The sequence below is a fragment of the Janthinobacterium sp. BCJ23 genome (genome assembly GCF_059617945.1).
In genome coordinates this window covers 497,400-522,367 of the sequence record NZ_JCAQAW010000001.1, presented here as the reverse complement: position 1 = coordinate 522,367, position 24,968 = coordinate 497,400, and the positions used below count along the sequence as shown (strand labels likewise).

Below are 24,968 nucleotides of genomic sequence, written 5' to 3'. Positions count from 1 at the left end.
GGTCAGTCGTGATCCTTGCTGGGGGGGACGGCCGGGCCGGCCGGCAGCGGCGTCACGCCTTGCGGCTGCACCAGGCTCAGGGTGGTCACGAACATCGCCTTGTCATACACTTGCGCACCGCGCTGGCCGGCCGTCTTGTCCGTGTGCTGCACTTCCAGCACATAGGTGCCCTTCCAGGGCAGCGGGAAGCTGACCAGGCCTTGCGCATCGCTCCACGCTTCCTTGCCCCAGCCCGATTGCACCACGGCGTTGACCTTGGCTTGCGCCAGCGGCTTGCCCTGGTAGCTGACCTGGAACTGGCCTGGTTTGCCGGTCGGCACGAGGTCCAGGGTCAACGCTGGCGTCTGCGCCTTGCCGTCGGCGATCAGGCGCGCGGCCGGGACCCACACGGTGCGCGTGGCCTTGCCATCCTTTTTCTCTTCCCACGACGGGTAGTTGTCTTCCTCGACGATGATGCTTTCGCCGGCGCCCACCTTGCCATTGAGGAGGAACGCGCCGGCAGTCTTGCTTGCCTGCAGCGGCTGCGCGCCCTTGGCCGACACCCACGTCACGTTCTTGATGCTGAACTTGTCGAGCAGGCCGGGCGACGCTTCGCGCAGGTTGTCGCCGAATTCGCCGAAGTAGACGCTGGCCGCCTTGCCGTCCTGCTGCAGCCAGATCTGGTGCGCGCTGGCGCTGCCGGATGCGATGGCCGCGCCCAGCAGGGCGGTGGCGAGGGCGCCGAGGCGCGCGATGGAAGTGATGTGCATGGTGTATCCCTTATCTTGTTATGTGAATGGAAAATCGGCTCGTATCGTGCGTCAGTACTGGTAGCGCAGGTTCAGCGCCACGTTGCGCGGCTCGCCGTAATAGCCGCCGTTATAGAAGCCCACGCGGCGGAAATACGTCTTGTCGAACAGGTTGTTGACATTCAGGCTGGCCGACAGTTTCGGGCTGATCTGGTAGCGCGCCATCAGGTTGGCCAGCACGTAGCTGCCCTGGCTGACCCGGATCTTGCTTTTGTTCGGCAGGGTGGCTGTCGTGTAGATCTCGTTCTGCCAGTTCAAGCCGCCGCCGACGGTGACGTTTTGCAGCTCGCCCGGCAGGCGGTAGGTGGTCGAGACGCGCAGCATATTGGTCGGCTGGATGGTGTTGGTCACCACGCCCTTGCCCGTCTTCGATTTGTTGTGCGTGTAGCCGGCGAACAGCTGCCAGCCGCTCAAGGGGCTGCCCGACACTTCCGCTTCGTAGCCTTTGCTTTTCGTGCCCTTGCCCGAAGAGACATAGGGACGGCTGCCATCGGGCAGCACGAAGGTCAGCGGCACCGATCTGTCTTCCTCGCCCAGGTTGTCCTGCTTGGCTTCATACACTGCGAACGAAGCATTCACGGCGCCGTCGAAGAATTCGCTCTTCACGCCCGCTTCCACGTTGCTGCCCGTGATCGGGTCGAGGAAGGCGTTGTTCTTGTCCTTCAGGTTTTGCGGCTTGAACAGGTCGGTATAGCTGGCGTACAGCGAGGTGCTCTTGCTCACGTCGAGCACCATGCCCGCATACGGCGTGACGACGTCGTCCGTCTTGTAGGCGGAGCTGCGCTTCACGAAACGGCCCTGGGTGTCGATGCGGTCGTTATATGTTTCCCAGCGGGAGACGCGCGCGCCGGCCAGCACCTTGAAGTTGTCCGTGACGTTGATGCGCGTGGCGATGAAAGCGCCCGACTGCTTGGTGGTGGCGATGTCGCGCGCGCCCGTGCGCGTCAGTACCGGCTCGGGCACGTCGCCCGTCCAGTGGCGGAAGTCGGGGATGGTGGTGGCGTAGGGCAGCGGATCGGGCAGCAGGGTTTCATTCGTCGTGCCGGTGCGCTTCCAGCCGTTCACGCCCAGCACCAGGTCGTGCTGGCGGCCGAACAGGGTGAAGGCGCCATTGGCCGACAGGTCGAAGTTGTCCTGTTTTTCATCGTAGGGGAAGGCGCCGCTCCACACTTCCAGGCCGCTGCCATCGCGGTTGGGAAAGCCGCTGCCACCGTAGAACAGCTTGCCGTTCGAGGAGCTGTCCAGGCGGCCGTAGGCAGCCTTGATCTTCCAGTCATTGGCGAATCGGTGCTCGAGGTAGACGTATTTGTTTTCGAATTCACGCTCCCAGCTGCTCCACTTGGCCGCCATGTTGAACGAGCGGGGCATGTTGGCCGAGGTGCCGTCCGAGAAGAACAGGGGCGTGGTGCCCCAGCTCGTGCCTTTCGGCGTGTTCTTTTGATAGTCGATGCCGGCCGTCAGCAGAGTGTCCGGCGTCAGGTCCGCCTCGACGATGACGGCGCCCACCAGCTTGCGTTCCTTGTACAGGTCCATATAGGAATGGCGGTTCTGGCCGGCCACGACGACTCTTCCGCGAATGCTGCCGTCGGCGTTCAGCGGCGCGCTGATGTCGCCTTCGAGGCGGACTTTGTTCCACGAACCCACGGTCAGGCCGGCCGAGGCGGCGAACTCCTTGCCGGGACGCTTGTGCAGCATGTTGATGGTGGCCGACGGGTCGCCATTGCCGCTGACCAGGCCCGTGGCGCCGCGCACGATTTCGATGCGGTCATAGATGGCCGTGTCGAACAGCGCATTGCTGCCGGAATTGACGGCCACGCCATCGATCTGGTAGTTGCCGATGGAAAAGCCGCGCGCCGAAAAGCTCGTGCGTTCGCTGTCGTTTTCCTGCACCGTCACGCCCGTCGACTGCACCAGCACCTCGGCCAGGCTGTTCAGCCCCATGTCATCCATGCGCTGGCGCGTCACCACGGAAATCGATTGCGGCGTTTCGCGGATGGACAGACCCATGCGCGTGGCCGTGGCCATCTGCTTGGTGGTGTAGGAACCCGTGTGCTCGGTCGACGCCTTGTCTTGCTGGGCCTGCACCTTGATTTCGCTCAAGGTGGCTTCTTCGGGCTTGGCGGGCGCTTCCGCTGCCAGGGCCGCGCCCGCGCCCAGCGCCGCCGTCAGCAAGGCCGAATGCACGGCGATGGCCAGCGGGCGCATGGCAACCTTGGAAATGGGTGGGGAAAACGGGCCGGCAACCATGCCGGCCAGCGAACGTGCTCGCGCCATGAAACATCCTTCTTCTCGTGCGCCTGCCTTTGTGCGGCACACAGGTATTGATAGGGGAAGGCTTGCTTGGCGTAGTGCCTGGCTGGCGCAGCGTGTCATCCAGCTGCGCACCAGCCGGTGACTGGGTGCAGACTCTGGTGAGAGTCTAAATGTGAATGAGAACTATTCTTATTATAGTGCGGGGTTGCGAGACATGCAAGAGTGAGCTGCGGCATTGCCGCAGCCAGCGTAAGCGGTTTACCGCACCGTGGCAGACGTACAACGCTTTGTCGCCAGCCCCGCATGCGTTAACATGCAAAGTTAATATGGAGGCAAGATGGCTATTCAAATCATCAATACGGCGCCGATAGCCGGCCAGCGGCCAGGCACCTCGGGCCTGCGCAAGAAAGTGGGCGTGTTCAGCCAGCCGCAATACCTGGAAAATTTCGTGCAGAGCGTTTTCGACACGCTCGGCGATTGCCGCGGCCAGACCCTGGTGCTGGGTGGCGATGGGCGCTACTACAACCGCGCGGCCGTCCAGACGGTGCTGCGCATGGCGGCAGCGCACGGCTATGCGCGCGTGCTGCTGGGTCAGGGCGGCATCCTGTCGACGCCGGCCGTCAGCTGCGTGATCCGCAAGCAGGGCGCCAGCGGCGGCATCATCCTGTCGGCCAGCCATAACCCGGGCGGCCCCGATGGCGATTTCGGCATCAAGTACAACATCGCCAATGGCGGCCCGGCGCCCGAAAAGGTCACCGAAGCCATGTTTGCGCGCACGCAAGCCATCACCGAATACCGGATCAGCGACGCTGCCGATATCGACCTCGATACCCTGGGCACCGTGCGCATCGAGCAGATGACGGTCGAAGTGATCGATTCCGTCGCGGACTACGCGGAACTGATGCAGCAGCTGTTCGATTTCGACGCCATCCGCGCCCTGTTCGCGGGCGGCCTGCGCATCTGCTTCGACGGCATGCACGCCGTCTCCGGCCCGTACGCCACGGCCATCCTGGAAGGCATGCTGGGCGCGCCGAAGGGCAGCGTCATCAACGGTCTGCCCCTGGAAGACTTTGGCGGCGGCCATCCGGACCCGAATCCCGTTAACGCGCAGCAGCTGATCGCCATCATGGCCGGCGCTGATGCGCCGGACTTCGGCGCCGCCTCCGATGGTGACGGCGACCGCAACATGATCGTCGGCCGACGCTTCGACGTGACACCCTCGGACAGCCTGGCCATCCTGGCCGCCAACGCCAGCGTGGCGCCCGGCTACCGCGCCGGTTTGTCCGGCATCGCCCGCTCCATGCCCACGTCGGGCGCGGCCGACCGGGTCGCTGGCGCGCTGGGCATACCGTGCTACGAGACGCCGACGGGCTGGAAGTTCTTCGGCACCCTGCTCGACGCCGGCATGGCGACTCTGTGCGGCGAAGAAAGCTACGGCACGGGCTCGAACCACGTGCGCGAAAAAGATGGCCTGTGGGCCGTGCTGTTTTGGCTCAACTTGCTGGCGGAAAAAAAGCAACCGGTGAAAGACATCGTGCGCGCGCACTGGGCCACGTATGGCCGCAACTACTATTCGCGCCACGACTACGAAGACATCGACAGCGCTTGCGCGGCGCAGCTGATGGAGGCCGTGCGCGGCCAGCTGGCCGCCTTGCCCGGTCAGGTCGTCAATGGCTACACGGTGGCGCTGGCCGACGACTTCAGCTACACGGACCCCGTCGACGGTTCCGTGGCCACGCAGCAGGGCATCCGCATCATCATGACGGACGGCGCGCGCATCGTGCTGCGCCTGTCCGGCACGGGCACCGAGGGAGCCACCCTGCGTTTGTACCTGGAGCGCTACGAAGCCGATCCGGTCCGGCACGATATTCCCACCCAGGAAGCGTTGGCGGGGCTGATCGCGGTGGCGCAGCAGGTCGCGCAGATCCGCGAGCGCACGGGGCGCGATGCGCCCACGGTGACGACCTGACAAATACAACCTTCAAACTGTCATTTCGATTTACAGTTTGAGGGTTGTATTATGAATTTACAGCGTTTGGGTTGTATTTTTAAAATACAGCCTATGACTTGTATCTTGTTTGATTGCTTCTATACTATGAGCTAACCGTCCGGAGTTACCTCATGCGCTACCCCATCAAAACCCTGCAGCAACTACGCCCTTTGCTGATCAGCTACCGCAAGCAGGCTGGACTTACCCAGCAAGCCCTGGCGGAGCGGCTTGGCGTGACACAGCAAAGTTACGCGCAGATCGAAGCCAATCCTGCTTCGACCAGCGTCGAGCGCCTGTATCTGATATTGCGCCTGCTTGGTGTGGAGATGGAATTGGCAAGTGCCGATGCTATCCCCGCGTCCAGAGGTAGCATGGGGGGAATGCGGCCGGAAAAAATCGTTCCCCCATCCGGGGAGAAGGACGTCTGGTAAGTCATGGGAAGAAAAGCACATGCGCAACGCCTGAACGTCTGGCTGAACGGTACGCCTGTCGGCTGTTGGGATGCCATGCCAGGCAAATCCTCGTTCACGTATTTCGATACGTGGCTCGATGACGAGGCCGGACGACCATTGTCGCTCTCCATGCCCTTCAAGCCGCACAACGAGGCTTACCGGGGCGCCGTGGTCCAGCATTACTTCGATAATCTGTTGCCCGACAGTGAACCGATCCGGTGCCGTCTGGCCTTGCATTTTCATACCGACGGTATTGAACCGTATCAACTGCTTGCAGCAGTCGGGCGAGACTGTGTCGGTGCGATCCAGTTGCTGCCGCCCGGTGAAACGCCGGTGGATCTGTTTTCCATTACAGGCGAGCCGCTCGATGCGGCGGGCGTCGCCGGCATCTTGCGCAATACTCTTGCCGAGAAACCTTTTGGGCACGGGACAGAAGCGGATGAGCTGCGCTTGTCGATTGCCGGTGCTCAGGAAAAAAGCGCCTTGCTGTGGCATCAAGGCCAATGGCACCGACCCACGGGCAACACTCCCACTACGCATATCTTCAAATTGCCGATGGGGCTGGTGGGCAATATGCAGGCCGACATGCGCACCTCGGTGGAAAATGAATGGCTGTGCTCGCAAATCATGCATGCTTTCGGGCTACCTACGGCCTCCTGCTCGATCCAGACCTTCGATGGGCTGAAAACCCTGGTGGTCGAACGTTTCGACCGCCGCCTTTCGCATGACGGCAGCTGGATAATACGATTGCCGCAGGAGGATTTTTGCCAGGCTACCGGCACCTCGCCGTTGCGGAAATACCAGGCCGATGGGGGGCCAGGGATTACCAGGATCATGGAGATTTTGCTCGGTTCCGCACAAGCTGAAAGTGATCGACAACGGTTTTTCAAAACGCAGCTCATTTTCTGGCTGCTGGCAGCCACCGATGGACATGCCAAGAACTTCAGCATCGTTCACCTGCCCCATCGCCAATTCCAGGCAACCCCGCTGTATGACATCTTGTCCGCCCATCCGATCATCGGCAATGGCGCGCATCAGCTTGCGTATCGGCGCGCGAGGCTGGCCATGGCGCTGCGCGGAGCGGGAAATCACTATCACATCGACGAGATCCAGCGCCGCCATTGGTCCAGCCATGCCCGGCAAGTCGGCCTGGGCGCGGCCGTTGCCGAACATATCATCGAAGAGGTATTGGCCAGCGTGGATGACGTCATCGCTCAAGTCAGTGCGCTTCTGGCGCAGGATTTCCCCGCTGATGTAGCCGCATCCATTTTCGATGGATTGCGGCGGTCAAGCAAACGGCTGCGCGAGATGCCGGCCTGAATAGTACGACCGGAAATAAAAAAAGCGCCCGACCATTGCTGGCGGACGCTTCTTTTCACTTCACTTACTTACATCACGCCTTGCCCGGCACCACCGCCTGGCGGTAGTTGTCGACCATCTTGTAGCGCTTCGCATACAGGCCGAAGGCCAGCATGGCCACGGCGGCGAAGGCGGCGAAGAAGAACATCTGGAAGGCCGTCACACTGATGCCGCTTTCGGCGATCTTGCCGATCACGCCTTCGTTCATGACGCTGCGGTTGACGATCAGCACCCACAGGTTGCCCACCGTGGTCGACAGATTCCAGAAGCTCATGATGGCGCCCTTCATCGAGACGGGCGCCTGGCTGTAGGCAAACTCCAGTCCCGTCGCCGAGACCAGCACTTCGCCGAACGTCAACAGCGCGTACGGCAGGATCTGCCACATGATGGAGACGGCGCTGCCGCTGTCGAGGGCCAGTTGCAGCAAGCCGATGACGATCCACGCCAGCGAGGAAAAGCCGATACCGGCCGTCATGCGGCGCAGGGCCGTCGCTTCCCAGCCGAAGCGGTTCAGCATCGGGTACAGCACCAGGTTGTTGAACGGGATCAGGAGCATCACCAGCATCGGGTTCAGCGCCTGCATCTGCGCCGGCAGGAACCAGCTTGGTTTTTCCATGGTGTTCGCCTGCACGATCCACGTCGAGGCCTTCTGGTCGAACAGCGAGAAGAACGGCGTGACGAGGGCGAAGATGACGAGGATGCGCAGCACGGCGCGCACGCCTTCGACGGCTTCGTCAGGGTGGATGCCACGTGCGCGTTCCAGCTGCATGGCCGTGCCGATGCTGCCGAAGGCCAGCAGCAATACCAGCGCGGTACACGCGGAAATCACGAAGCCCCATTCGGGAATGCTGTAGAACGCATACAGGGCGCCGATCACGCCGACGTAGGCCACGTACAGGCCGGGACGCGAACCGCCATCGACGCGGGCCAGCAGGGCCGTGCGGGCCACGCGGGTAAACGAATCGGGGTTCGGCGGTGCTGGCGGCACGTGCACGTATTTCTTGGCGCCCATCCAGAAGACGATGGTGGCGGCCAGCATCATCAGGCCGGGGATGCCGAAGGCGATCGACGGGCCATACTTTTTCAGGAACAGCGGCATCAGCAGCGAGGCGAAGAAGGAGCCGAAGTTGATGATCCAGTAGAACAGGTCGAAGACCAGCTTGGCCTTGTGCTTGTTGGTCTGGTCGAACTGGTCGCCGACAAACGAGGCCACCAGCGGCTTGATGCCGCCGGAACCGAAGGCGATCAGGAACAGGCCGAAATAGAAGCCGTTGACGCTGTTTTCAAACAGGGCCAGACAGGCATGGCCGGCGCAATACACGAGGCTGAGCCAGAAGATGGTGTTGTATTTGCCGAAGAAGCGGTCGGCCAGCCAGCCGCCCAGCAGCGGGAAGAAGTACACGCCGATGACGAAGGTGTGGAACACGTGCTTGGCTTCGCCCGTGCGCTGGTCGATCGGGATCATCAGCAGCAAGGTGCTGATGAGGAATGGCGTCAGGATGTTGCGCATGCCGTAAAAGCTGAAGCGTTCGCAGCCTTCGTTGGCGATGATGTACGGTATTTGCCGGGGCATTTTGCCCGTGGCGGTTTGTGTCTCGGCCGATGACATTGGCTCTCCCCAAGTTTTTTTTGTAAGCCGCGATGCTAAGGCCTGCCGCGTTTGCTTGCAACAGAAAAAACGGCCTGTCCGCTATTTCGCAGGGATTTGTAAGGTATTGATTTTCATAAAGACATTACTTTCGGCACTTGCAAGGGCAGGGCGGGGCAGTAATAGTTGCATTTGCAGCATGCCATCCGATGCGGGACCGTCCGCCAGGGTAAAACCGCAGCCCAGGTACAGGGTCAATGCCGCGTTGTTGTCCTGTGCCACGGTCAGGCGCACGCGGGCCAGTTCGGGCACGCCGCAGGCGTGCGCGATGGCGGCCTGCACCAGTTGCCGTCCCGCGCCGTGCCCGCGTGCCTGCGGCGCCACGTACACGCTCCACAGGCTGGCCTTGTCATGCACGACGGCGATCGGTTCGCGGCGCAGGCCGGCAATGCCGATCAATTGTTCCTTGTCGAAAGCGCCAAATATTATTTGGTGCGATGTGGCGCGCAAGCGCTCGGCTATCCGTGCCAGCGGCAAGCCGCTTTCCGCCGCATGCGTGGTGCAGAAGGCGGCGGGCAGTTCGGCGATGCCGGCCAGGCGCAGCGCGCGGTAGGCGCTGGCGTCGTCTGGCGTGAGGGGGCGGACAATGATGGCGGGCATGTGGGCGAGTATCGGGCTTCGATGCCAGAAAGTAAAGCTTGCGCTGCAACGCCAGCGTCCCGCCGCAGGGGATGCCCGCGTGGAGCGTTACTGCGTCGCGATGCGTTGCATGGGCGCGTTGTCCTTGCGCCATTGTTCCAGGCTGATCAGGTCCCCGCTGGCGATGTCGTCGACGAGGATGCGCTTGCCGTCGGGCGTGACGACGAAACTTTCCCAGCGGTGCGCCGCATCGGGCGTGCTTTCGAAAAAGCTCAGCTGATAGCAGGCGACGCCATCGACGAGGCGCGTCTCGGGCGACGTTTCCATCACGGCGCCGTGCGCGCGGCCGCCCGAAGCCTTTTCGATATGCGCCGACCAGGCCTTGATTTCCGGCAAAGCCAGCAAGGCATCGACGGCGCGCGCGTTCTGTTCTTGCGCCGTCGTCTGGCTGCTTGAGGCCTTGGCATTGTCACCGTGCGGCGCGGATTGCTGGTGCAGGTAGAAAGCGCCGAGGCCGGCGGCCAGCAAGCCGGCCAGGATGCCGGCGATGATGGTGGTTTTGGAAGAAGAGGCGCGTGGCGGCATGATGGTGGGATGAGAAAGAACGACGATGGCGGCCATGCTAAAGCAAAACGGGCAGGTGGGCAATCGCCGGGCTTGCCAACGGGTTTGCCAAACGGGTTTGCCAAATTCATAGACGAAAAAAAGCCACCTTCCGTAGAAGGTGGCTTTCGGGGCCGCCGGGGAGGCGCTGACAGTTTTTGGTCTGCCAGCCCTGTCCCGGCGTATGCGGCCAGTCGCGCCGTCGCCTGCGCGACTGGCCGCCGGACATTACATCATGCCGTCCATGCCGCCCATGCCGCCCATACCGCCCATGCCGCCGCCCATGCCGCCGCCTGCTTTGTCGTCAGCGATTTCGCAGACCATGCAGTCGGTCGTCAGCATCAGCGAAGCGATCGAAGCGGCGTTTTGCAGTGCCGAACGGGTCACTTTGGCTGGGTCCAGAACGCCCATTTCAACCATGTCGCCATACGTGCCGTTGGCAGCGTTGTAGCCGTAGTTGCCCGTGCCAGCCAGTACGGCTGCCACGACGACCGAAGCTTCTTCGCCAGCGTTTTGCACGATCATGCGCAGTGGCTCTTCCATTGCGCGCAGGACGATCTTGATACCAGCGTCTTGATCAGGATTGTCGCCCTTGACCGTGATGTTGGCGCGTGCGCGCAGCAGGGCTACGCCGCCGCCTGGCACGATGCCTTCTTCCACGGCAGCGCGGGTCGCGTGCAGTGCATCTTCAACGCGGGCTTTTTTCTCTTTCATTTCGACTTCGGTGGCTGCGCCAACCTTGATCACGGCAACGCCGCCAGCCAGTTTGGCGACGCGCTCTTGCAGTTTTTCACGGTCGTAGTCCGAGGTCGCTTCTTCGATCTGTACACGCACTTGTTTCACGCGTGCTTCGATCGAGGCAGCTTCGCCGGCGCCATCGATGACGATGGTGTTTTCTTTGCCCACTTCGATGCGTTTCGCTTGGCCCAGTTCGGCCAGGGTCACTTTTTCCAGGGTCAGGCCGACTTCTTCAGCGATCACTTGGCCGCCGGTCAGGACAGCGATGTCTTCCAGCATGGCTTTGCGGCGGTCGCCGAAGCCAGGTGCTTTCACTGCGCAGGTTTTCAGGATGCCGCGGATGTTGTTCACAACCAGGGTCGCCAGCGCTTCGCCTTCGATGTCTTCCGCGATGATCAGCAGTGGACGGCCAGCTTTTGCGACTTGTTCCAGTACCGGCAGCAGGTCACGGATGTTCGAGATTTTCTTGTCGCACAGCAGGACGAATGGGCTGTCCAGTACGGCAACTTGTTTCTCTGGGTTGTTGATGAAGTATGGCGACAGGTAGCCGCGGTCGAACTGCATGCCTTCAACGATGTCCAGCTCGTCGTTCAGCGACTTGCCGTCTTCTACGGTGATGACGCCTTCTTTACCGACTTTTTCCATCGCTTCAGCGATACGCTCGCCGATCGAGTAGTCCGAGTTCGCCGAGATCGCGCCAACTTGGGCGATTTCTTTGGTCGTGGTGCAAGGACGGGCGATTTTCGCCAGTTCTTCGACGGTGGCTGCAACAGCTTTGTCGATACCGCGCTTCAGGTCCATCGGGTTCATGCCGGCGGCAACGAACTTCATGCCTTCGCGCACGATGGCTTGTGCCAGCACGGTTGCGGTGGTGGTGCCGTCGCCGGCGTTGTCGCTGGTGCGGGAAGCAACTTCCTTGACCATTTGCGCGCCCATGTTCATGAGCTTGTCTTTGAGTTCAACTTCTTTCGCTACCGACACACCATCCTTGGTGACGGTAGGGGCGCCGAACGAGCGCTCCAGAACGACGTTGCGGCCTTTCGGGCCCAAGGTGACTTTGACTGCGTTGGCGAGGATATTGACGCCTTCGACCATCTTGGCGCGCGCTGCGTCGCCGAATACTACTTCTTTAGCTGCCATGTTCAATTCTCCTGAGTTTCGGGATGTATCTGTCTACAACGTGGAAACAATTACTTGACGACGATCGCCATGATGTCTTCTTCGCGCATGACCAGCAGCTCATCGCCGTCAACTTTGACGGTTTGGCCAGCGTATTTGCCGAACAGGACGCGGTCGCCTACTTTGACATCCAGAGGACGGACTTTGCCGTCGTCGAGAATCTTGCCATTGCCTACGGCAAGGACTTCGCCTTGATCCGGTTTTTCAGCAGCTGCATCAGGAATGATGAGGCCGGACGCAGTTTTGGTTTCCTGGTCGAGGCGTTTGACGATGACGCGATCGTTCAATGGGCGCAGATTCATACAAAACTCCTTAAAGTTCAATGGATAGGTGTTGCTAAATGAATACATGCCTGGCACAGCGCCAGGCGTGCTTTCAGTGACCGCCGTTGAAAGCAGCCCGCAACGGTCAAGCAAACCCCATGTCATCGGGTGCGTGCCAGCTAGGCAGTGGTGGCATCGCGGCGTCGCCCGCCGCGTAGCGTTCCCTGCTGTTGCCCGGCAGACACCATCATGTCCTGAGGATTGCTACGAAAGAGTTTGTTAGCACTCTCTACTAACGAGTGCTAATTATAGGGACGGTAGGGGGCTTATTCAAGGGCTTATTCTCCGGGAAGATAAGCTTAGACGTTCTGCGCAGCCTGCATTTACGCAGGGTTTGCGCAAACGCAAGCCTCGTTCCCGGGCGTCAGCAACAGGCGCGACTCTAGCATGCCCGTCAGGCGAACGGCGTTCCTGTACGTACAGGAAACACAGTTTTACTATGGACTTTGATAAGATGATTGTAATTGCATATCAATATCACCATATATCGCCACCTGCACGAGAAAGCACGCCATGCCATCGACCACTTCCCGTACCGCCCTGCGCCTGTTGGGCGCCACCGTCATCGGCCTCGCCTGCCTGGGCAATGCCGCCGCGCAAACGCCCACCATCGTCGACGAGATCACCGTAGCCGCCCTGACGCCGCAGCAAAAGGAAATGCTGCTGGGCGACCTGTTCAACGATCTGAACAAGGATGACGACGACCAGGAAGCGCACGTGTGGGACAACGGCGGCGACCGCGGCGTGATGGTCAAAGTCACGTATAACTTCAGCAACTCCGGCATGACGGAACACAGCCTGAAGGCGCACATCTGCCGCGACCTGAAATTCGTCGTCACGGCGGGCGGCAAGTCGCAGGATCTGAGCCGCCGCACCTGTTCGCAGAACAGCGGCCGCTGGGATGTGCAGGGCAAGGATCCGGCGCCCGTCGTGTATCCGCCTTTCCTGTCCGACGTCACCATCGCCAAGCTGAATGCCAAGGAAAAGCAAGCCCTGTTGACGGCCGCCGTGCGCACCTTGAAAGATGAAGAGGATGGCAAGACGCGCCAGTGGAGCAACAAGGGACTGGGCAATGCGGTACCGCTGGCGGTGCGCCTGACGCCCTCGGGCACGGACGGCAAACCTGGCAGCTACGGCCGTACTTGCCGCGATTTGACGATGGTGCTTGACGGCAAGAGCGGACAACAGACGCTGACGCGCCGCTCTTGTGAAAACCGCTATGGCGGACTCGATATCGAACCCGATTACGTCGACGAGTAAAACGCTGCCATCACGGCGCTGGCAGATGCGCGCACTTGGCGAAAAGCGCCGGAAAAAGCGTGTATTTCACGGCAACTGACCTGCATTGATGTAAATATGTGTGACAGCGGCGTGATTCGATTGACGCCCATGGAGCGTCCGCCCTATAGTGGCGGGATGATTTCCGAATTCAACGAATTATCCGACAAAATAGGCCTGCTGGCCGAAATGACCCATGCGCTGCGCCGTGAAAACGCGCAACTGCGCAAGGATAACGCCGCGCTGGCCGCCGAGAACGCCCTGTACGTGCAGCGCATGCGCGAGGCGCAGGAGCGGGTGGAAGCCTTGCTGGAAAAAATTCCCGAACTGGTGCAAGCCGGCCTGGAGCAAGCCGCTTCGGAAGCGGGCGCCTATATTGCAGAGAACGAGAAGGAAGCGTGATGCCGCGTGTCGATGTCAATATCATGGGCCAGTCCTACAGCATGGTGTGCCGCGACGGCGAAGAGCGCGCGCTGCGCGAAGCGGCGATCTATCTCGATAGCAAAATGAAAGCCATCCGCGACGCGGGCAAGGTCAAGGGCAACGACCGCATCGCCGTGCTGGCCGCCCTGGGCGTGGCCGCGGAATTCCTCTCCGTGAAGTCGCCGCAAGGTCCGCTGTCGGAATTGACGATCCTGGAAGTGAAGCAGAAAATCTCGGCCATGCACACGGTATTGGATAGCGCGCTGACGCCCCAGGAAAACCTTTTTTAAGCGTGCACGCGACGATTTGTCTTTGAGATGCGCGATCAAAGGAGTAAACTTGGGTCTACCCTGCGGTGTTCGCGATTGCCATATATTCCTTGAACCATTTATGCGCATCGGTTGCGAATTTTGTTTGATGGGAGTGAGCGTCGCTCGTTCGACGAACCCGAAATTGAACTAACGTGACCACCTTGAACCGTTTGGTTCGGGATGCCGGCATAGCGGCACAGGCGGGGCCCAATTCGCAGTAACTTGGTAGTACAACTGAAAACGGTTGCAGCATTGATGCGCAACCGTTTTTTTACGCCTGTCACTTTGATACGGAGTCTGCATGAAACAATACTGGCTGATGAAATCCGAACCCGATGAAGTGAGCATCGACGACCTGATGGCGGCGCCCCAGCACACCATGCCGTGGTTTGGCGTGCGCAATTATCAGGCGCGCAACTTCATGCGCGATGGCATGCAGCCGGGCGATGGCGTACTGTTCTATCACTCGAGCTGCCCGCAGCCGGGCGTGGCGGGCGTGGCCGAAGTGGCCAGCGGCGCGTATCCCGATCACAGCCAGTTTGAAGAGGGCGGCAAATATTTCGATCCCAAGGCCACACAGGAGCAGCCGCGCTGGATCAGCGTCGACGTGCGCGGCCTGAAGAAGACAGCATTGCTGCCCCTGTCCGAGATGCGCCAGATGCCGGAACTGGAAGACATGCTGCTGCTCAAGAAAGGCAGCCGGCTGTCGATCACGCCCGTGACGCCGGCGCAATGGAAAGTGATTACCAATAAGCTGAAAGGCTAGGCTTCGACCCGGTTGCGGCCATTCTGCTTGGCCCGGTACAGGGCCTGGTCGGCGGCGGCCAGCAATTGTTCCGGCGTCTGCCCTGCGTCGCTCAAGGCCAGGCCGATGCTGGCCGTTACCAGGCCGCCGCGCGACGGCGCGTGGACGATGGCGGCCGCGGCGATCGCTTCCTGCATCTTGTGCGCCACGGCCAGTGCGCCGTCGCCATCGGTGGCGGGCAGGATGGCGGCAAACTCCTCGCCGCCGAAGCGTGCCGCCAGGTCGCTGGCGCGCGGCAGCGCCGAGTGCAGGGCGGCCGCGATCCGCACCAGGCAGGCGTCGCCATACGGGTGGCCGAAGGTATCGTTGAGGCTCTTGAAGAAATCGATATCGATGATCAACAGGGCCAGCTCTTGATGGTTGCGCGCGGCGCGCTGCCACTCCAGCTGCAATGTCTGGTCGAAGCAGCGCCGGTTGGCGATGCCCGTCAAGCCATCTGTCAGCGACAACTTTTCCAGTTTGTCATGCGCGACGCGCAAGGCCAGTTCGCTTTGCATGTAGCGGCTTTGCAGGGTGGCCGAGCGCAGCGCGTGGACCAGCAGCGCGACGAACAGCGACGCCGCCGCCAGGTAGAAATGCGCGCGCATGACGGCAAAGCCCAGGCCCAGCAGGGCGGCCGTAAAGAAGATGGGACTGAAATTGTCGATCAGCAGGGTCAGCTTTTGCGGGGCTTGCTGCGCCTGCGTATTTTCGGCTGCGGATTGCGCCGCCGTGACGCGCGTGGCCAGCAGCACCAGCAGCAGGAACGGCAGGCTGGGCAGCACTTCGCTCCATGCTTGCGTCACGCCATGCAGGGTCAGATAGTTATACGCGGCCGCGCAGCCCGCATAGCACCATAAAAACACCGTCAGCAGCAGGTAAAAGCGGCCTTGCCCGCCATCGCGGCGGTGCGCCAGCAGGCGCAGCGAAGCGCAACAGGCCAGGACCAGGTTTTCCACGTTGTAGGTCAGCACCAGCAGACTGGCGGGAATCGGCGCGATCGAGCGCTGGTCGAATGGCGACACGGAAAAGATGGCCGTATAGGCCAGGTAGGCCGCCAGCAGCACTTGCACGGCGTCGAGCCATTGTAAGGTGCGCGAAGGATGGCTGTGCGTCACGGACGACATGGCCAGCAGCAGGGGCGCGCCATACATGAAATAGGCGAAATCGGAAAAATACGTGGCGTCGGATGCCACTTGCCAGCTCAGATCCTGCCAGGCGGACAATATCATGCCCGTGCTCCAGAACAGCATGGCCACGGCGAACAGGGCCCAGCCTGTCCTGGCGGCGCCCGCCGTGCTGAGATAGGCGCAGCGGCAACAGGCCGCCAGCGCCAGCAGGGGCGCGACAATGTTGAACGCATAGCTGACGTACGGCGCGTGCGTGCCGGCCCAGGCCGTCAAGGCCAGCTGCGCCAGCACATAGCTGGCGCCCAGCGCAATCGAGTACGTCAGTTGTTGTCCGGCAGGCGGCATGGCAAGGCACTCCCCGGTGGCGGCATGAAAACGATGATACCGAGATGTCAACAGCAAGTCTATTCCGCGAGGAAATTTAATTGTGTTGAGGGAAATGTTGCCGGGGAGGCGAGGCGGGAGAGCGGCGCGCCTGCTTGGCGCGCCACCTGGGAACAGCGGTTTTACGTGTTGGCCGGGCGGACCTTGGTGGGCGGCGTGCCCATCACCTGGCATTTATACGCCCACACCAGCAGCGCGATGGCGCCGACGATCATCGGCAGGGACAGCATCTGGCCCGAGGTGATCGGCACGCCCAGCCACACGACTTCCCAGTCCGGCGTGCGGAAGTATTCCGTGAAGAAGCGCGCGCAGCCGTACAGCAGGGTGAACATGGCGCCCACGGCCATGCGCGGGCGCTGCTTGCGCGCAAACAGCCACAGGATGATGAACACCAAAATGCCGTCGACCAGCATCTGGTAGATCGGCGACGGGTGCACGGGATAGGGAATACCCGGCCACTGCATGGCCCACGGCAGGGTTTCCGGCGCGATGCGGCCCGGCAGTTCGGCATTGATGAAGTTGCCCAGGCGGCCGGCCGCGTAGCCGAGCGGCACCAGCGGGGCGATGAAGTCGAGCACGTCGAACAGGTTGCGGCCCGCCTTGCGGCTCCACAGATACATGGCCACGATGACGCCGAGGAAGCCGCCATGGAAGGACATGCCGCCATGCCAGACCATGAAGATCTCGAGCGGATTGTGCATGAAGTATTCGGGACGGTAGAACAGCACTTCGCCCAGGCGCCCCCCGATCACCACGCCCAGCATGCCGTAGAACAGCATGTCATCGAGGTCTTCCTTCTTCCAGCCCAGCACGGCGATGTGCGGCTGCTTGATGCGCACTCTGCCCAGGATAATGAACAGGGCAAAAGCCAGCACATACATCAGGCCGTACCAGTGCACGGCGAGCGGGCCGATCTGGATGGCTATCGGGTCGGGCATCGGGTGTATCAGCATGGGGTTTCTTTCTTTGTTTAAAGCCAAGGTTGCGTAGTATGGGGGCGCTGGCCGTTTTTTGTCTTAGCGGCCACTTAATTTTAATCGGCGGTAGCGCCGATCTGCTTGCGCAGCAGCGCCAAAAAACCTTGCAGCACGGCGGAGGGATTGTCGCGGCGCCAGGCCAGGCCCGTTTCCACCAGCGGCGTGGCGTCCTGCAGCGGCCTGTATTCTACGCCCGGGCGCATCAGATTCGATACCGATTGTGGCACAAGCGCGATGCCCATGCCAGCCGAGACGAGGCTGACGATGGTCTGCATCTGGATCGCTTCCTGGCCGATCTGCGGCGTGATGCCGGCCGCGCGGAAGACGCCGAGGATCGCGTCATGCAGGGCGGGAGAAATGGCGCGCGGGAAAACGATCAAGGGCAGGGGCGGCACGTCGCGCAGGCGCACGGGGCCCGGCGTATTCAATATGTCGAGGCCGGACGGCGCGGCCAGCACCAGTGGTTCGGCCAGCACGGGCAGGTAATCGAGTTCCCCTTTCGCTTTTTCGGGCAGGGGCGGGATCAACAGGCCCGCATCCGTGCGCCCGGCCAGCAATTCATCGAGCTGCAGGTCGGACGTGGCTTCCTGCAGGGCGATCTGCACTTGCGGATAGGCCGCCTGGTACGCGCGCAGCAGGGGCGGCAGCACGCTGTAGTCGGCCGACGAAACAAACGCCAGGCTCAAACGCCCCGCCTCGCCCTGCGCGGCCCGCAGCACCAGCGCGGATAAATCCTGCGCCTGCGCCAGCAGCCGGCGCGCCTCGGGCAGCAGGGCCGTGCCGGCCGGCGTCAGCTGCACTTCGCGCCGCGTGCGCACGAACAGCGGGGCGCCCAGCAATTCTTCCAGCGCCATGATGGTTTGCGACAAAGGCGGCTGCGTCATGTGCAGGCGCGCGGCGGCGCGGCCGAAGTGCAATTCCTCGGCGACGGTGACAAAGTAGCGCAGCTGGCGCAGTTCCAGGTTCATATGTGTTTCCATGCGGATTGATTGCTGTGATATGTAAAACGACTCACAGACACGTGCATCATATATTTGACAGTGGGGCGCGCGCAAGGCAATCTGGCGTACCCCCACTGCATGCAGGGTTTTGTTGAAAATCCGGGCAGTCAGGCATTATTCATTTCTCGGAAGGTCCCCATCATGCCTCAATACCGCTCCCGTACCACCACCCACGGCCGCAACATGGCTGGCGCCCGCGCCCTGTGGCGCGCCACCGGCATGAAGGACGGCGACTTCGACAAGCCGATCATCGCCGTCGTCAACTCGTTCACCCAGTTCGTGCCCGGCCACGTGCACCTGAAGGACCTGGGCCAGATGGTGGCGCGCGAAATCGAAAAGGCTGGCGGCGTGGCCAAGGAATTCAACACCATCGCCGTCGATGACGGCATCGCCATGGGCCACGGCGGCATGCTGTATTCGCTGCCGTCGCGCGACCTGATCGCCGACTCCGTCGAATACATGGTCAATGCCCACTGCGCCGACGCCATGGTCTGCATCTCGAACTGCGACAAGATCACGCCGGGCATGCTGATGGCCGCCATGCGCATCAATATCCCCGTCGTCTTCATCTCGGGCGGGCCGATGGAAGCGGGCAAGGTCGTCAAGGTTGTCAACGGCACGCAGAAGATCATCAAGCTGGACCTGGTCGACGCCATGATCAAGGCCGGCGACAGCACCGTGTCCGACGCCGACGTGGCGGAAATCGAACGTTCGGCCTGTCCGACCTGCGGTTCCTGCTCCGGCATGTTTACAGCTAACTCGATGAACTGTTTGACCGAGGCGCTGGGCCTGGCCCTGCCCGGCAACGGCACGATTCTGGCCACGCACTCGGACCGCCAGCAACTGTTCCTGCGCGCGGGCCGTCTGATCGTGGAACTGGCCAAGCGCCACTACGAGCAGGATGACTACTCGGTGCTGCCACGCTCGATCGCCACCAAGGCGGCGTTTGAAAACGCCATGGCGCTCGACGTCTCCATGGGCGGCTCGACCAACACCGTGCTGCACTTGCTGGCCGCCGCGCACGAGGCGGAAGTGGAATTCACGATGGCCGACATCGACCGCATCTCGCGCAAGGTGCCGTGCCTGTGCAAGGTCGCGCCGATGACGGACAAATACCATATCGAAGACGTGCACCGCGCGGGCGGCATCGTGGGGATTCTGGGCGAACTGGCGCGCGCCGGCCTGCTCAACACGACTTTGCCGACGATCCACGCGCCGACCCTGGCCGACGCCATCGCGCAAAACGACATCAAGTGCACGGACGATCCGGCCGTGCATGAACTGTTCCGCGCCGCGCCCGGTGGCGTGCCGACGCAGACGGCGTTCTCGCAGTCGGAGCGTTTTGCGGCAGTCGACACGGACCGCAGCACGGGCTGCATCCGCGACAAGGCCCACGCCTATTCGCAGGATGGCGGCCTGGCCGTCTTGTACGGCAACCTGGCTGAAAAGGGCTGCATCGTCAAGACGGCGGGCGTCGATGAAAGCATCTTGAAATTCTCGGGCAAGGCGCGCGTGTTCGAAAGCCAGGACGCGGCCGTCGCGGCGATCCTGGAAGACACCGTGCATGAAGGCGACGTCGTCATCATCCGCTACGAAGGCCCGAAAGGCGGCCCGGGCATGCAGGAAATGCTGTACCCGACCTCGTACATCAAGTCGAAGGGCCTGGGCAAGGCATGCGCGCTGTTCACGGACGGCCGTTTCTCGGGCGGTTCCTCGGGCCTGGTGATCGGCCACGCTTCGCCGGAAGCGGCCGAAGGCGGCGCCATCGGCCTGGTGGAAGAGGGCGACTTCATCGACATCGACATCCCCGAGCGCACCATCAACCTGCGCGTGACGGATGCCGAACTGGCCGCGCGCCGCGCCGCCATGGAAGCGAAGGGCGACGCGGCCTGGCTGCCCGTCAACCGCGACCGCTACGTGTCGCAGGCGCTGCAGGCGTATGCGGCGCTGACGACGTCGGCCGACCGGGGCGCCGTGCGCGATCTGTCGCAGCTGAAGAAGCGCTGATCTGTTGCGCAGGTAAGACAGCCGGCCCCGTTTGGCTATGCGGGGCCGCTTGTCGTTACATCGCCTTACAAACAACATGGTCATGGACGCGCAGATGGGGCAGAATATGAATGCCTAATCGCTACTACACTGCGTTACTACATTGAAACGCTTGATCTGGGCTCGTGGTGCATCTGCGGAAACACAGTAAAATGCCGCAGGAAGTAACTTTGGAGAAAAGACAATGAAACGTTTTATGTTGGTGAGTGTATTGACCGTATCGGCTCTGGCATCGCAAGCAGCGTTGGCCAATCCGGACCTGGCGAAAGCAAAAAACTGCATGGCTTGCCATGCGGTGAGCACAAAACTGGTGGGCCCTGCGTTCAAGGACGTGGCTGCCAAGTACGCTGGCCAGAAAGACGCTGAAAACAAGCTCGTGGCGAAAGTCATGAAGGGCGGTTCCGGCACCTGGGGCGCGATCCCGATGCCAGCGAACCCGCAAGTGAGCGATGCTGAAGCCCACACCCTGGTCAAATGGGTACTGGCACAGAAATAATCTGTGCCGCAGTACCTGCAATTAGCGCGCCGGCAATCCCGGCGCGTTTTTTTTGCCCGCTGCTTTTTGCAGATTGCCCATGCCTTCCAATGTCGCCCGCACCGCCTCGTCGAGCGGCGTATGCGGCTCCCGGCCCAGCACGGCCAGCAGCCGCGCATTCTCCATGGACAGAGGCGTCTGCCACAGATAGCGCATCTCGCGCATTTCACGCAAGGTCGCCACGAACGGCGACGCCAGCGCCACCAGCCACCACGGGAAACGCCGGATAGCGGGCGCAACTCCCGTCGTTTGTTCCACCACACGGGCGATCGCCCCCGTCATTTGCCGGCCGTCGTGGTCCCAGTGGCCGGCCATGTGAAAGCGGGAGAACGCGGGCAAGGTGGCGCGCATGGCCAACAATTGCACCATCGTGCGCGCCACGTCTGGCAGGTAGGACCACTGGTGGCCCACGCCGGGCGCGCCCGGATACAGCACGCTGCGCACCCTCTGGCCTGGTTTCACCAGACCCTGCGAAAACCAGTTATTGCCGGCGCGGGGGCCGAAGAAGTCGCCCGCGCGCACGATGATGACCCTGGCGCCCTGCGTGCTGGCCCGCTCCAGCCGCGCTTCCAGTTCCACGCGGATGGCGCCCTTGCGCGTCTGCGGGCGCTGCGGCGCGTCTTCCGCCAGTACGGGAAAGGCGTCGGGGCCGAAGTTGTACACGGTGCCCGGCAGCACGATGGTGGCGTTTTCGGCAATCGCCGCAGCAATCGTGTTGTCGAGCATGGGCAGCACCAGCTGGCCCCAGTTGCGGTAGCCGGGCGGGTTGACGGCGTGCACGATGAAGGCGCAGCCTTTGGCGGCCGCCAGCACGTCCGCGCGCGACAGCGCATCGCCGCGCAGCCATTCAATGCCGTCGCCGCGTGGCGATGGCGTCGCTCCCCGCGTCAAGGCGCGCACCTGCCAGCCCGCCGCCAATAGCTGGCGCACCATCTCGCCGCCGATGCCGCCCGTGGCGCCCAGTACCAATGCTGTTTTGTCCATTCTGACCTCCGTGTGGTTGATGAGGCCAGTATCTGCCGCGCAGGGCTAATTGGGAATTGACGAGCATCGACCACAGGCTATACATTTATGTATGACTACCTCGATTGCCTGGGAATACTACCGTTCGCTGCTGGCCGTGCTCAAGCATGGTTCCCTGTCCGGCGCCGCACGGGCGCTGGCCATCACGCAACCGACCGTCGGCCGGCATATCGCCGCGCTCGAGCAGGCACTGGGCGCGACCCTGTTTACGCGCTCCCAGCTGGGTTTGCTCCCGACGGAAGTGGCGCTGGCGCTGCGGCCCCATGCGGAAACCATGGAGCATACTGCCGCCCTGATGGAGCGCGCCGCCAGCAGCCAGGGGCAGGGCGTGGCCGGTGTCGTGCGCATCGCGGCCAGCGAAGTGGTAGGCGTGGAAGTGCTGCCGCCCATCCTGGCCAGCTTGCGCGCGCGCCATCCGGACCTCGTCATTGAATTGGTATTGAGCAACAAGGTGCAGGATTTGCTGCGCCGGGAAGCGGACATCGCCGTGCGCATGCTGCGGCCCCGCCAGGAGCAACTGGTGGCGCGCAAGGTGGGGGAAATCGAACTGGGCCTGCACGCGCACGGGGACTACCTGGCCCGGCATGGCACGCCGCTGGGACTGGCCGATCTGGCGCGCCATGCCGTCATCGGCTACGACGAGGCGAGCCCCTTCGTGCGCAACGCGGGCGCGGCTTTCAACGAATTTACGCGGGAAAATTTTGCCTGGCGCAGTGACAGCGACCTGGCACAACTGGCCCTGATACGGGCAGGCGCCGGCATCGGCGTGTGCCAGGCGGGGCTGGCGGCGCGCGATCCGGCCCTGCGGCGCGTGTTGCCGCAGGCGTTTGCGCTACCGATGGAAACCTGGATTACCATGCATGAAGACTTGCGCGGCAGCCTGCGCTGCCGCGCCACCTTCGACGCGCTGGCCGAAGGCTTGCAGGCTTACGTGGCGGAGCCGGCGCTTATTTGACCACTTCCATCTTGGTCTTCTTGCCTTCCCGATAGGTGAAGAGCGTCAGCGCGCCATCCTTGATGTCGCCGTTGGCATCGAACGAGATCGGACCCGTCACGCCCTGGTAGTGCACCTTGGCCAGGAATGGCAGGTAGACGGACGGTTTCGACGATTTGGCGTCGGCCATGGCGGTGGCCATGGTCATCACGGCATCGTAGACGTACGGCGCGTACAGCTGCACTTCCATGTTGTACTTTTGCTTGTAGCGGGCGCGGAAATCGTCCATGCCTTTTTGCTGCGCGCCCGTCACGCCGCCCGCTTCCGCGCAGGTGACCATGTCTTCGCCCACGGCGTCGCCCGCCAGCTTACCCAGCGGTTCCGTGCACAGGCCGTCGCCACCCATGAACTTGGCCTTGATGCCCAGCGCCTTCATCTGGCGCAGCATGGGGCCACCCACGGAATCCATGCCGCCAAAGAAGATCAGGTCGGGATTTTTCGACTTGATGCTGGTCAGGATGGCATTGAAGTCCGTCGCGTTGGCATTGGTAAATTCCTTGCCGACGATTTGCACGCCGGGTGCCGCCTTCTTGGCGCCCTTGACGAACTGTTCCGCCACGCCCTGGCCGTAGGCCGTGCGGTCATCGATGACGGCGATTTTCTTCGCTTGCAGCTTGCCCACGGCATATGCGCCCAAAGTTCCCCCCAGCTTGTTGTCATTGGCGACGACGCGGAAGGCCGTGTTGAATTTCTGCTGGGTGTATGTCGGGTTGGTGGCCGCCGGTGAAATCTGCGGAATGCCGGCATTGAAGTAAATGCGCGAGGCGGGAATCGTCGTGCCCGAGTTCAGGTGGCCGACGACGCCGTTGACCTTGGCGTCGACCAGTTTTTGCGCGACGGCCGTGCCCTGCTTGGGATCGGCTGCGTCATCTTCGGGTACCAGCACGAATTTGACGGCTTTGCCATCGATCTTGAAGCCTTTGGCGTTCAAATCCTCGATGGCCATCTTGGCCGCGTTCTCGTTATCCTTGCCCAGGTGGGAGCTGGCGCCAGAGACCGGGGCGACGTGGCCTATCTTGATGATTTCCTGTGCGCCCGCATGGCCGGCAAAAGCGAGGGCGAGGGCGAGAGGAAGGACTTTGGTCTTGAGCAGCATAAACATTCTCCAATGGATAAAGATACGGCGGCGTCTCGTGAAAACCGCTTCGACAGGCGGTACGTGTGAAGAAAGGTACAACAAAAAACAGGCGGCGCAAAGCCGCATTTCGGGCTTTTTACATTTTGTCGCAACAATCACCAAAGTGAGGCGCGATGCACCGATTTCGCAGGCGCGAGCGCACCAAAGAATGGCGTTGGAGGGAAGAATAGGGTAGGTCGGGTAGGTCGGGTTAGCGCAAAGCGCGTAACCCGACATTGCGCAGCATGCTCAGGCTTGCGCGGGTGGGTGCAAATGTCCCAGTTCATGACTGACCGCATGCGCCACGATCTGCTCCAGCGACTGCTGCAAGTCTTCGCGCAAGGCGCCCCGCATGCCGATCAGGGCGTTTTGCAGGGCCGTTTGCAGCACGTGGGCGATGCGCTCTTCCAGCAGATGGTCAATCTTGCCCTGCACTTGATGCAGGATGCGCTGCGTCAGCCGCTGTTCGATGGCGTCCCAGTCGGGCTGCGCCACCGTAGGCGGCAACGCCGGCGCTTCCTCGACGGCAGGCGGAGCCGCAACTGGCGCGACGACCTCAGGCACTTCCGGCCCCAGCAGCACCTCCGTCAGCAGGGGGATGCCCTGGTCGAATGGCTGCTGGCTCATGTCTTCCCTGCCACGAAGTGGGTCGGCTGCACGTTCTGCTGGCGGTAGTGCAGGAAGCGCTGGCGGCCCGCCTGCGCATCTTGCTCATCCATGGAAACGATCTCGAAGACGCGCTGGAACTGCGCGTAATTGGCGGGCGGCAGCTGCGACAGGTTGACGAGGATGTCGTGATGCGGCAATTCCGCCGCTTCGTCATCGGTCAGGATGATGGGCGTTTGCGCCGCCAGCGGGTCGCCGGCCAGCACGTGCGGCAGGAAATCCGTGGCGGAAATGGTCCACATGGCGCTGTTCAAGGCGTCGAGCTGGGCGCTGTCGGCCACCAGCACGACGACCTTGTTGCCGGCCATATAGGCCTTGCGCGCCAGACGGCAGGCATACGCCAGCTTGTCCGGCACGTTGCTGTGAAAATCGACACGGCTCATGGCG

The 24,968-nt window shown here is 62.2% G+C and carries 24 protein-coding genes and 1 other RNA gene; 11 read left to right on the top strand and 14 right to left on the bottom strand.

Annotation, left to right across the window (positions count from 1 at the left end):
• Positions 1 to 2 precede the first annotated feature (2 nt).
• Both AC54AG_RS02350 and AC54AG_RS02345 read right to left on the bottom strand, forming a co-directional pair.
• Positions 3 to 749, bottom strand: coding sequence for a DUF4198 domain-containing protein (locus AC54AG_RS02350; protein WP_496629399.1), 747 nt, complete (start codon positions 747 to 749; stop codon positions 3 to 5).
• 51 nt (positions 750 to 800) lie between these two features.
• Positions 801 to 3,062 carry a TonB-dependent siderophore receptor gene (locus AC54AG_RS02345; protein WP_496629398.1) on the bottom strand — a complete coding sequence of 754 codons (2,262 nt, stop codon included), beginning with the start codon at positions 3,060 to 3,062 and terminating at the stop codon, positions 801 to 803.
• A gap of 316 nt (positions 3,063 to 3,378) precedes the next feature.
• On the opposite strand from AC54AG_RS02345, the gene AC54AG_RS02340 reads away from it, so the two are divergent.
• From AC54AG_RS02340 to AC54AG_RS02330, 3 genes are all read left to right on the top strand, one after another.
• The gene (locus AC54AG_RS02340) at positions 3,379 to 5,010 is read left to right on the top strand and encodes an alpha-D-glucose phosphate-specific phosphoglucomutase (protein WP_496629397.1); all 1,632 of its coding nucleotides are present in this window, start codon (positions 3,379 to 3,381) and stop codon (positions 5,008 to 5,010) included.
• Positions 5,011 to 5,162: 152 nt separating this feature from the next.
• Entirely contained in the window at positions 5,163 to 5,462 is a 300-nt protein-coding gene (locus tag AC54AG_RS02335) for a helix-turn-helix transcriptional regulator (protein ID WP_070301402.1), read from the top strand.
• Between the two features lie 3 nt (positions 5,463 to 5,465).
• Complete coding sequence (locus AC54AG_RS02330; RefSeq protein WP_496629396.1) at positions 5,466 to 6,803, top strand: type II toxin-antitoxin system HipA family toxin; 1,338 nt, start codon at positions 5,466 to 5,468, stop codon at positions 6,801 to 6,803.
• A 73-nt stretch (positions 6,804 to 6,876) separates the two neighbouring features.
• On the opposite strand, the gene AC54AG_RS02325 is transcribed toward AC54AG_RS02330, so the two are convergent.
• From AC54AG_RS02325 to groES, 5 genes are all read right to left on the bottom strand, one after another.
• Positions 6,877 to 8,451 (bottom strand): POT-type proton-dependent oligopeptide transporter, encoded by a 1,575-nt coding sequence (locus AC54AG_RS02325; protein WP_051990839.1) that lies wholly within the window; start codon positions 8,449 to 8,451, stop codon positions 6,877 to 6,879.
• A gap of 81 nt (positions 8,452 to 8,532) precedes the next feature.
• Positions 8,533 to 9,090: a GNAT family N-acetyltransferase gene (locus AC54AG_RS02320; protein WP_496629395.1), complete on the bottom strand. Its 558-nt coding sequence runs from the start codon at positions 9,088 to 9,090 to the stop codon at positions 8,533 to 8,535.
• A gap of 87 nt (positions 9,091 to 9,177) precedes the next feature.
• Positions 9,178 to 9,690 (bottom strand): hypothetical protein, encoded by a 513-nt coding sequence (locus AC54AG_RS02315; protein ID WP_496629394.1) that lies wholly within the window; start codon positions 9,688 to 9,690, stop codon positions 9,178 to 9,180.
• 210 nt (positions 9,691 to 9,900) lie between these two features.
• The gene (groL, locus tag AC54AG_RS02310; RefSeq protein WP_010400981.1) at positions 9,901 to 11,550 is read right to left on the bottom strand and encodes a chaperonin GroEL; all 1,650 of its coding nucleotides are present in this window, start codon (positions 11,548 to 11,550) and stop codon (positions 9,901 to 9,903) included.
• Positions 11,551 to 11,600: 50 nt separating this feature from the next.
• Positions 11,601 to 11,891 carry a co-chaperone GroES gene (gene groES, locus AC54AG_RS02305; protein WP_010400979.1) on the bottom strand — a complete coding sequence of 97 codons (291 nt, stop codon included), beginning with the start codon at positions 11,889 to 11,891 and terminating at the stop codon, positions 11,601 to 11,603.
• 534 nt (positions 11,892 to 12,425) lie between these two features.
• On the opposite strand from groES, the gene AC54AG_RS02300 reads away from it, so the two are divergent.
• From AC54AG_RS02300 to AC54AG_RS02280, 5 genes are all read left to right on the top strand, one after another.
• A complete protein-coding gene (locus AC54AG_RS02300) occupies positions 12,426 to 13,172 on the top strand; it encodes a hypothetical protein (protein ID WP_496629393.1) in 747 nt (248 codons plus the stop codon).
• Positions 13,173 to 13,328: 156 nt separating this feature from the next.
• On the top strand, positions 13,329 to 13,592 hold the full coding sequence (locus AC54AG_RS02295; RefSeq protein WP_034747342.1) for a hypothetical protein: 264 nt from the start codon (positions 13,329 to 13,331) through the stop codon (positions 13,590 to 13,592).
• Complete coding sequence (locus tag AC54AG_RS02290) at positions 13,592 to 13,903, top strand: cell division protein ZapA (protein ID WP_034747344.1); 312 nt, start codon at positions 13,592 to 13,594, stop codon at positions 13,901 to 13,903. Before AC54AG_RS02295 ends, AC54AG_RS02290 begins: the two co-directional genes overlap by 1 nt.
• Positions 13,904 to 13,957: 54 nt before the next feature.
• A non-coding RNA gene (gene ssrS, locus AC54AG_RS02285) (6S RNA) lies at positions 13,958 to 14,135 on the top strand.
• Between the two features lie 90 nt (positions 14,136 to 14,225).
• Positions 14,226 to 14,690: an EVE domain-containing protein gene (locus AC54AG_RS02280; protein ID WP_496629392.1), complete on the top strand. Its 465-nt coding sequence runs from the start codon at positions 14,226 to 14,228 to the stop codon at positions 14,688 to 14,690.
• Here the strand turns inward: AC54AG_RS02280 and AC54AG_RS02275 are convergent.
• The 3 genes from AC54AG_RS02275 to AC54AG_RS02265 all read right to left on the bottom strand — a co-directional run bounded on the left by AC54AG_RS02275 (position 14,687) and on the right by AC54AG_RS02265 (position 18,167).
• Complete coding sequence (locus AC54AG_RS02275; protein WP_496629391.1) at positions 14,687 to 16,183, bottom strand: GGDEF domain-containing protein; 1,497 nt, start codon at positions 16,181 to 16,183, stop codon at positions 14,687 to 14,689. The genes AC54AG_RS02280 and AC54AG_RS02275 overlap by 4 nt on opposite strands.
• A gap of 161 nt (positions 16,184 to 16,344) precedes the next feature.
• Complete coding sequence (lgt, locus tag AC54AG_RS02270; RefSeq protein ID WP_496629390.1) at positions 16,345 to 17,175, bottom strand: prolipoprotein diacylglyceryl transferase; 831 nt, start codon at positions 17,173 to 17,175, stop codon at positions 16,345 to 16,347.
• An 80-nt stretch (positions 17,176 to 17,255) separates the two neighbouring features.
• On the bottom strand, positions 17,256 to 18,167 hold the full coding sequence (locus tag AC54AG_RS02265) for a LysR family transcriptional regulator (protein WP_072455529.1): 912 nt from the start codon (positions 18,165 to 18,167) through the stop codon (positions 17,256 to 17,258).
• Positions 18,168 to 18,341: 174 nt separating this feature from the next.
• Between AC54AG_RS02265 and ilvD the strand changes: the two genes are divergently transcribed.
• Together ilvD and AC54AG_RS02255 are read left to right on the top strand one after the other, a co-directional pair.
• Entirely contained in the window at positions 18,342 to 20,207 is a 1,866-nt protein-coding gene (gene ilvD, locus AC54AG_RS02260) for a dihydroxy-acid dehydratase (RefSeq protein ID WP_139091057.1), read from the top strand.
• A 223-nt stretch (positions 20,208 to 20,430) separates the two neighbouring features.
• Positions 20,431 to 20,742 carry a c-type cytochrome gene (locus tag AC54AG_RS02255; protein WP_034747381.1) on the top strand — a complete coding sequence of 104 codons (312 nt, stop codon included), beginning with the start codon at positions 20,431 to 20,433 and terminating at the stop codon, positions 20,740 to 20,742.
• 21 nt (positions 20,743 to 20,763) lie between these two features.
• On the opposite strand, the gene AC54AG_RS02250 is transcribed toward AC54AG_RS02255, so the two are convergent.
• The gene (locus AC54AG_RS02250; RefSeq protein ID WP_496629389.1) at positions 20,764 to 21,765 is read right to left on the bottom strand and encodes an NAD-dependent epimerase/dehydratase family protein; all 1,002 of its coding nucleotides are present in this window, start codon (positions 21,763 to 21,765) and stop codon (positions 20,764 to 20,766) included.
• A 91-nt stretch (positions 21,766 to 21,856) separates the two neighbouring features.
• Between AC54AG_RS02250 and AC54AG_RS02245 the strand changes: the two genes are divergently transcribed.
• Entirely contained in the window at positions 21,857 to 22,759 is a 903-nt protein-coding gene (locus AC54AG_RS02245) for a LysR family transcriptional regulator (RefSeq protein WP_496629388.1), read from the top strand.
• Here the strand turns inward: AC54AG_RS02245 and AC54AG_RS02240 are convergent.
• The 3 genes from AC54AG_RS02240 to AC54AG_RS02230 form a co-directional block, all read right to left on the bottom strand.
• Positions 22,752 to 23,894 (bottom strand): branched-chain amino acid ABC transporter substrate-binding protein, encoded by a 1,143-nt coding sequence (locus AC54AG_RS02240; RefSeq protein WP_034747385.1) that lies wholly within the window; start codon positions 23,892 to 23,894, stop codon positions 22,752 to 22,754. The genes AC54AG_RS02245 and AC54AG_RS02240 overlap by 8 nt on opposite strands.
• 270 nt (positions 23,895 to 24,164) lie before the next feature.
• Positions 24,165 to 24,542, bottom strand: coding sequence for a DUF2486 family protein (locus tag AC54AG_RS02235; RefSeq protein WP_070301413.1), 378 nt, complete (start codon positions 24,540 to 24,542; stop codon positions 24,165 to 24,167).
• Complete coding sequence (locus AC54AG_RS02230; RefSeq protein WP_034747952.1) at positions 24,539 to 24,964, bottom strand: DNA polymerase III subunit chi; 426 nt, start codon at positions 24,962 to 24,964, stop codon at positions 24,539 to 24,541. Before AC54AG_RS02230 ends, AC54AG_RS02235 begins: the two co-directional genes overlap by 4 nt.
• Positions 24,965 to 24,968 lie beyond the last annotated feature (4 nt).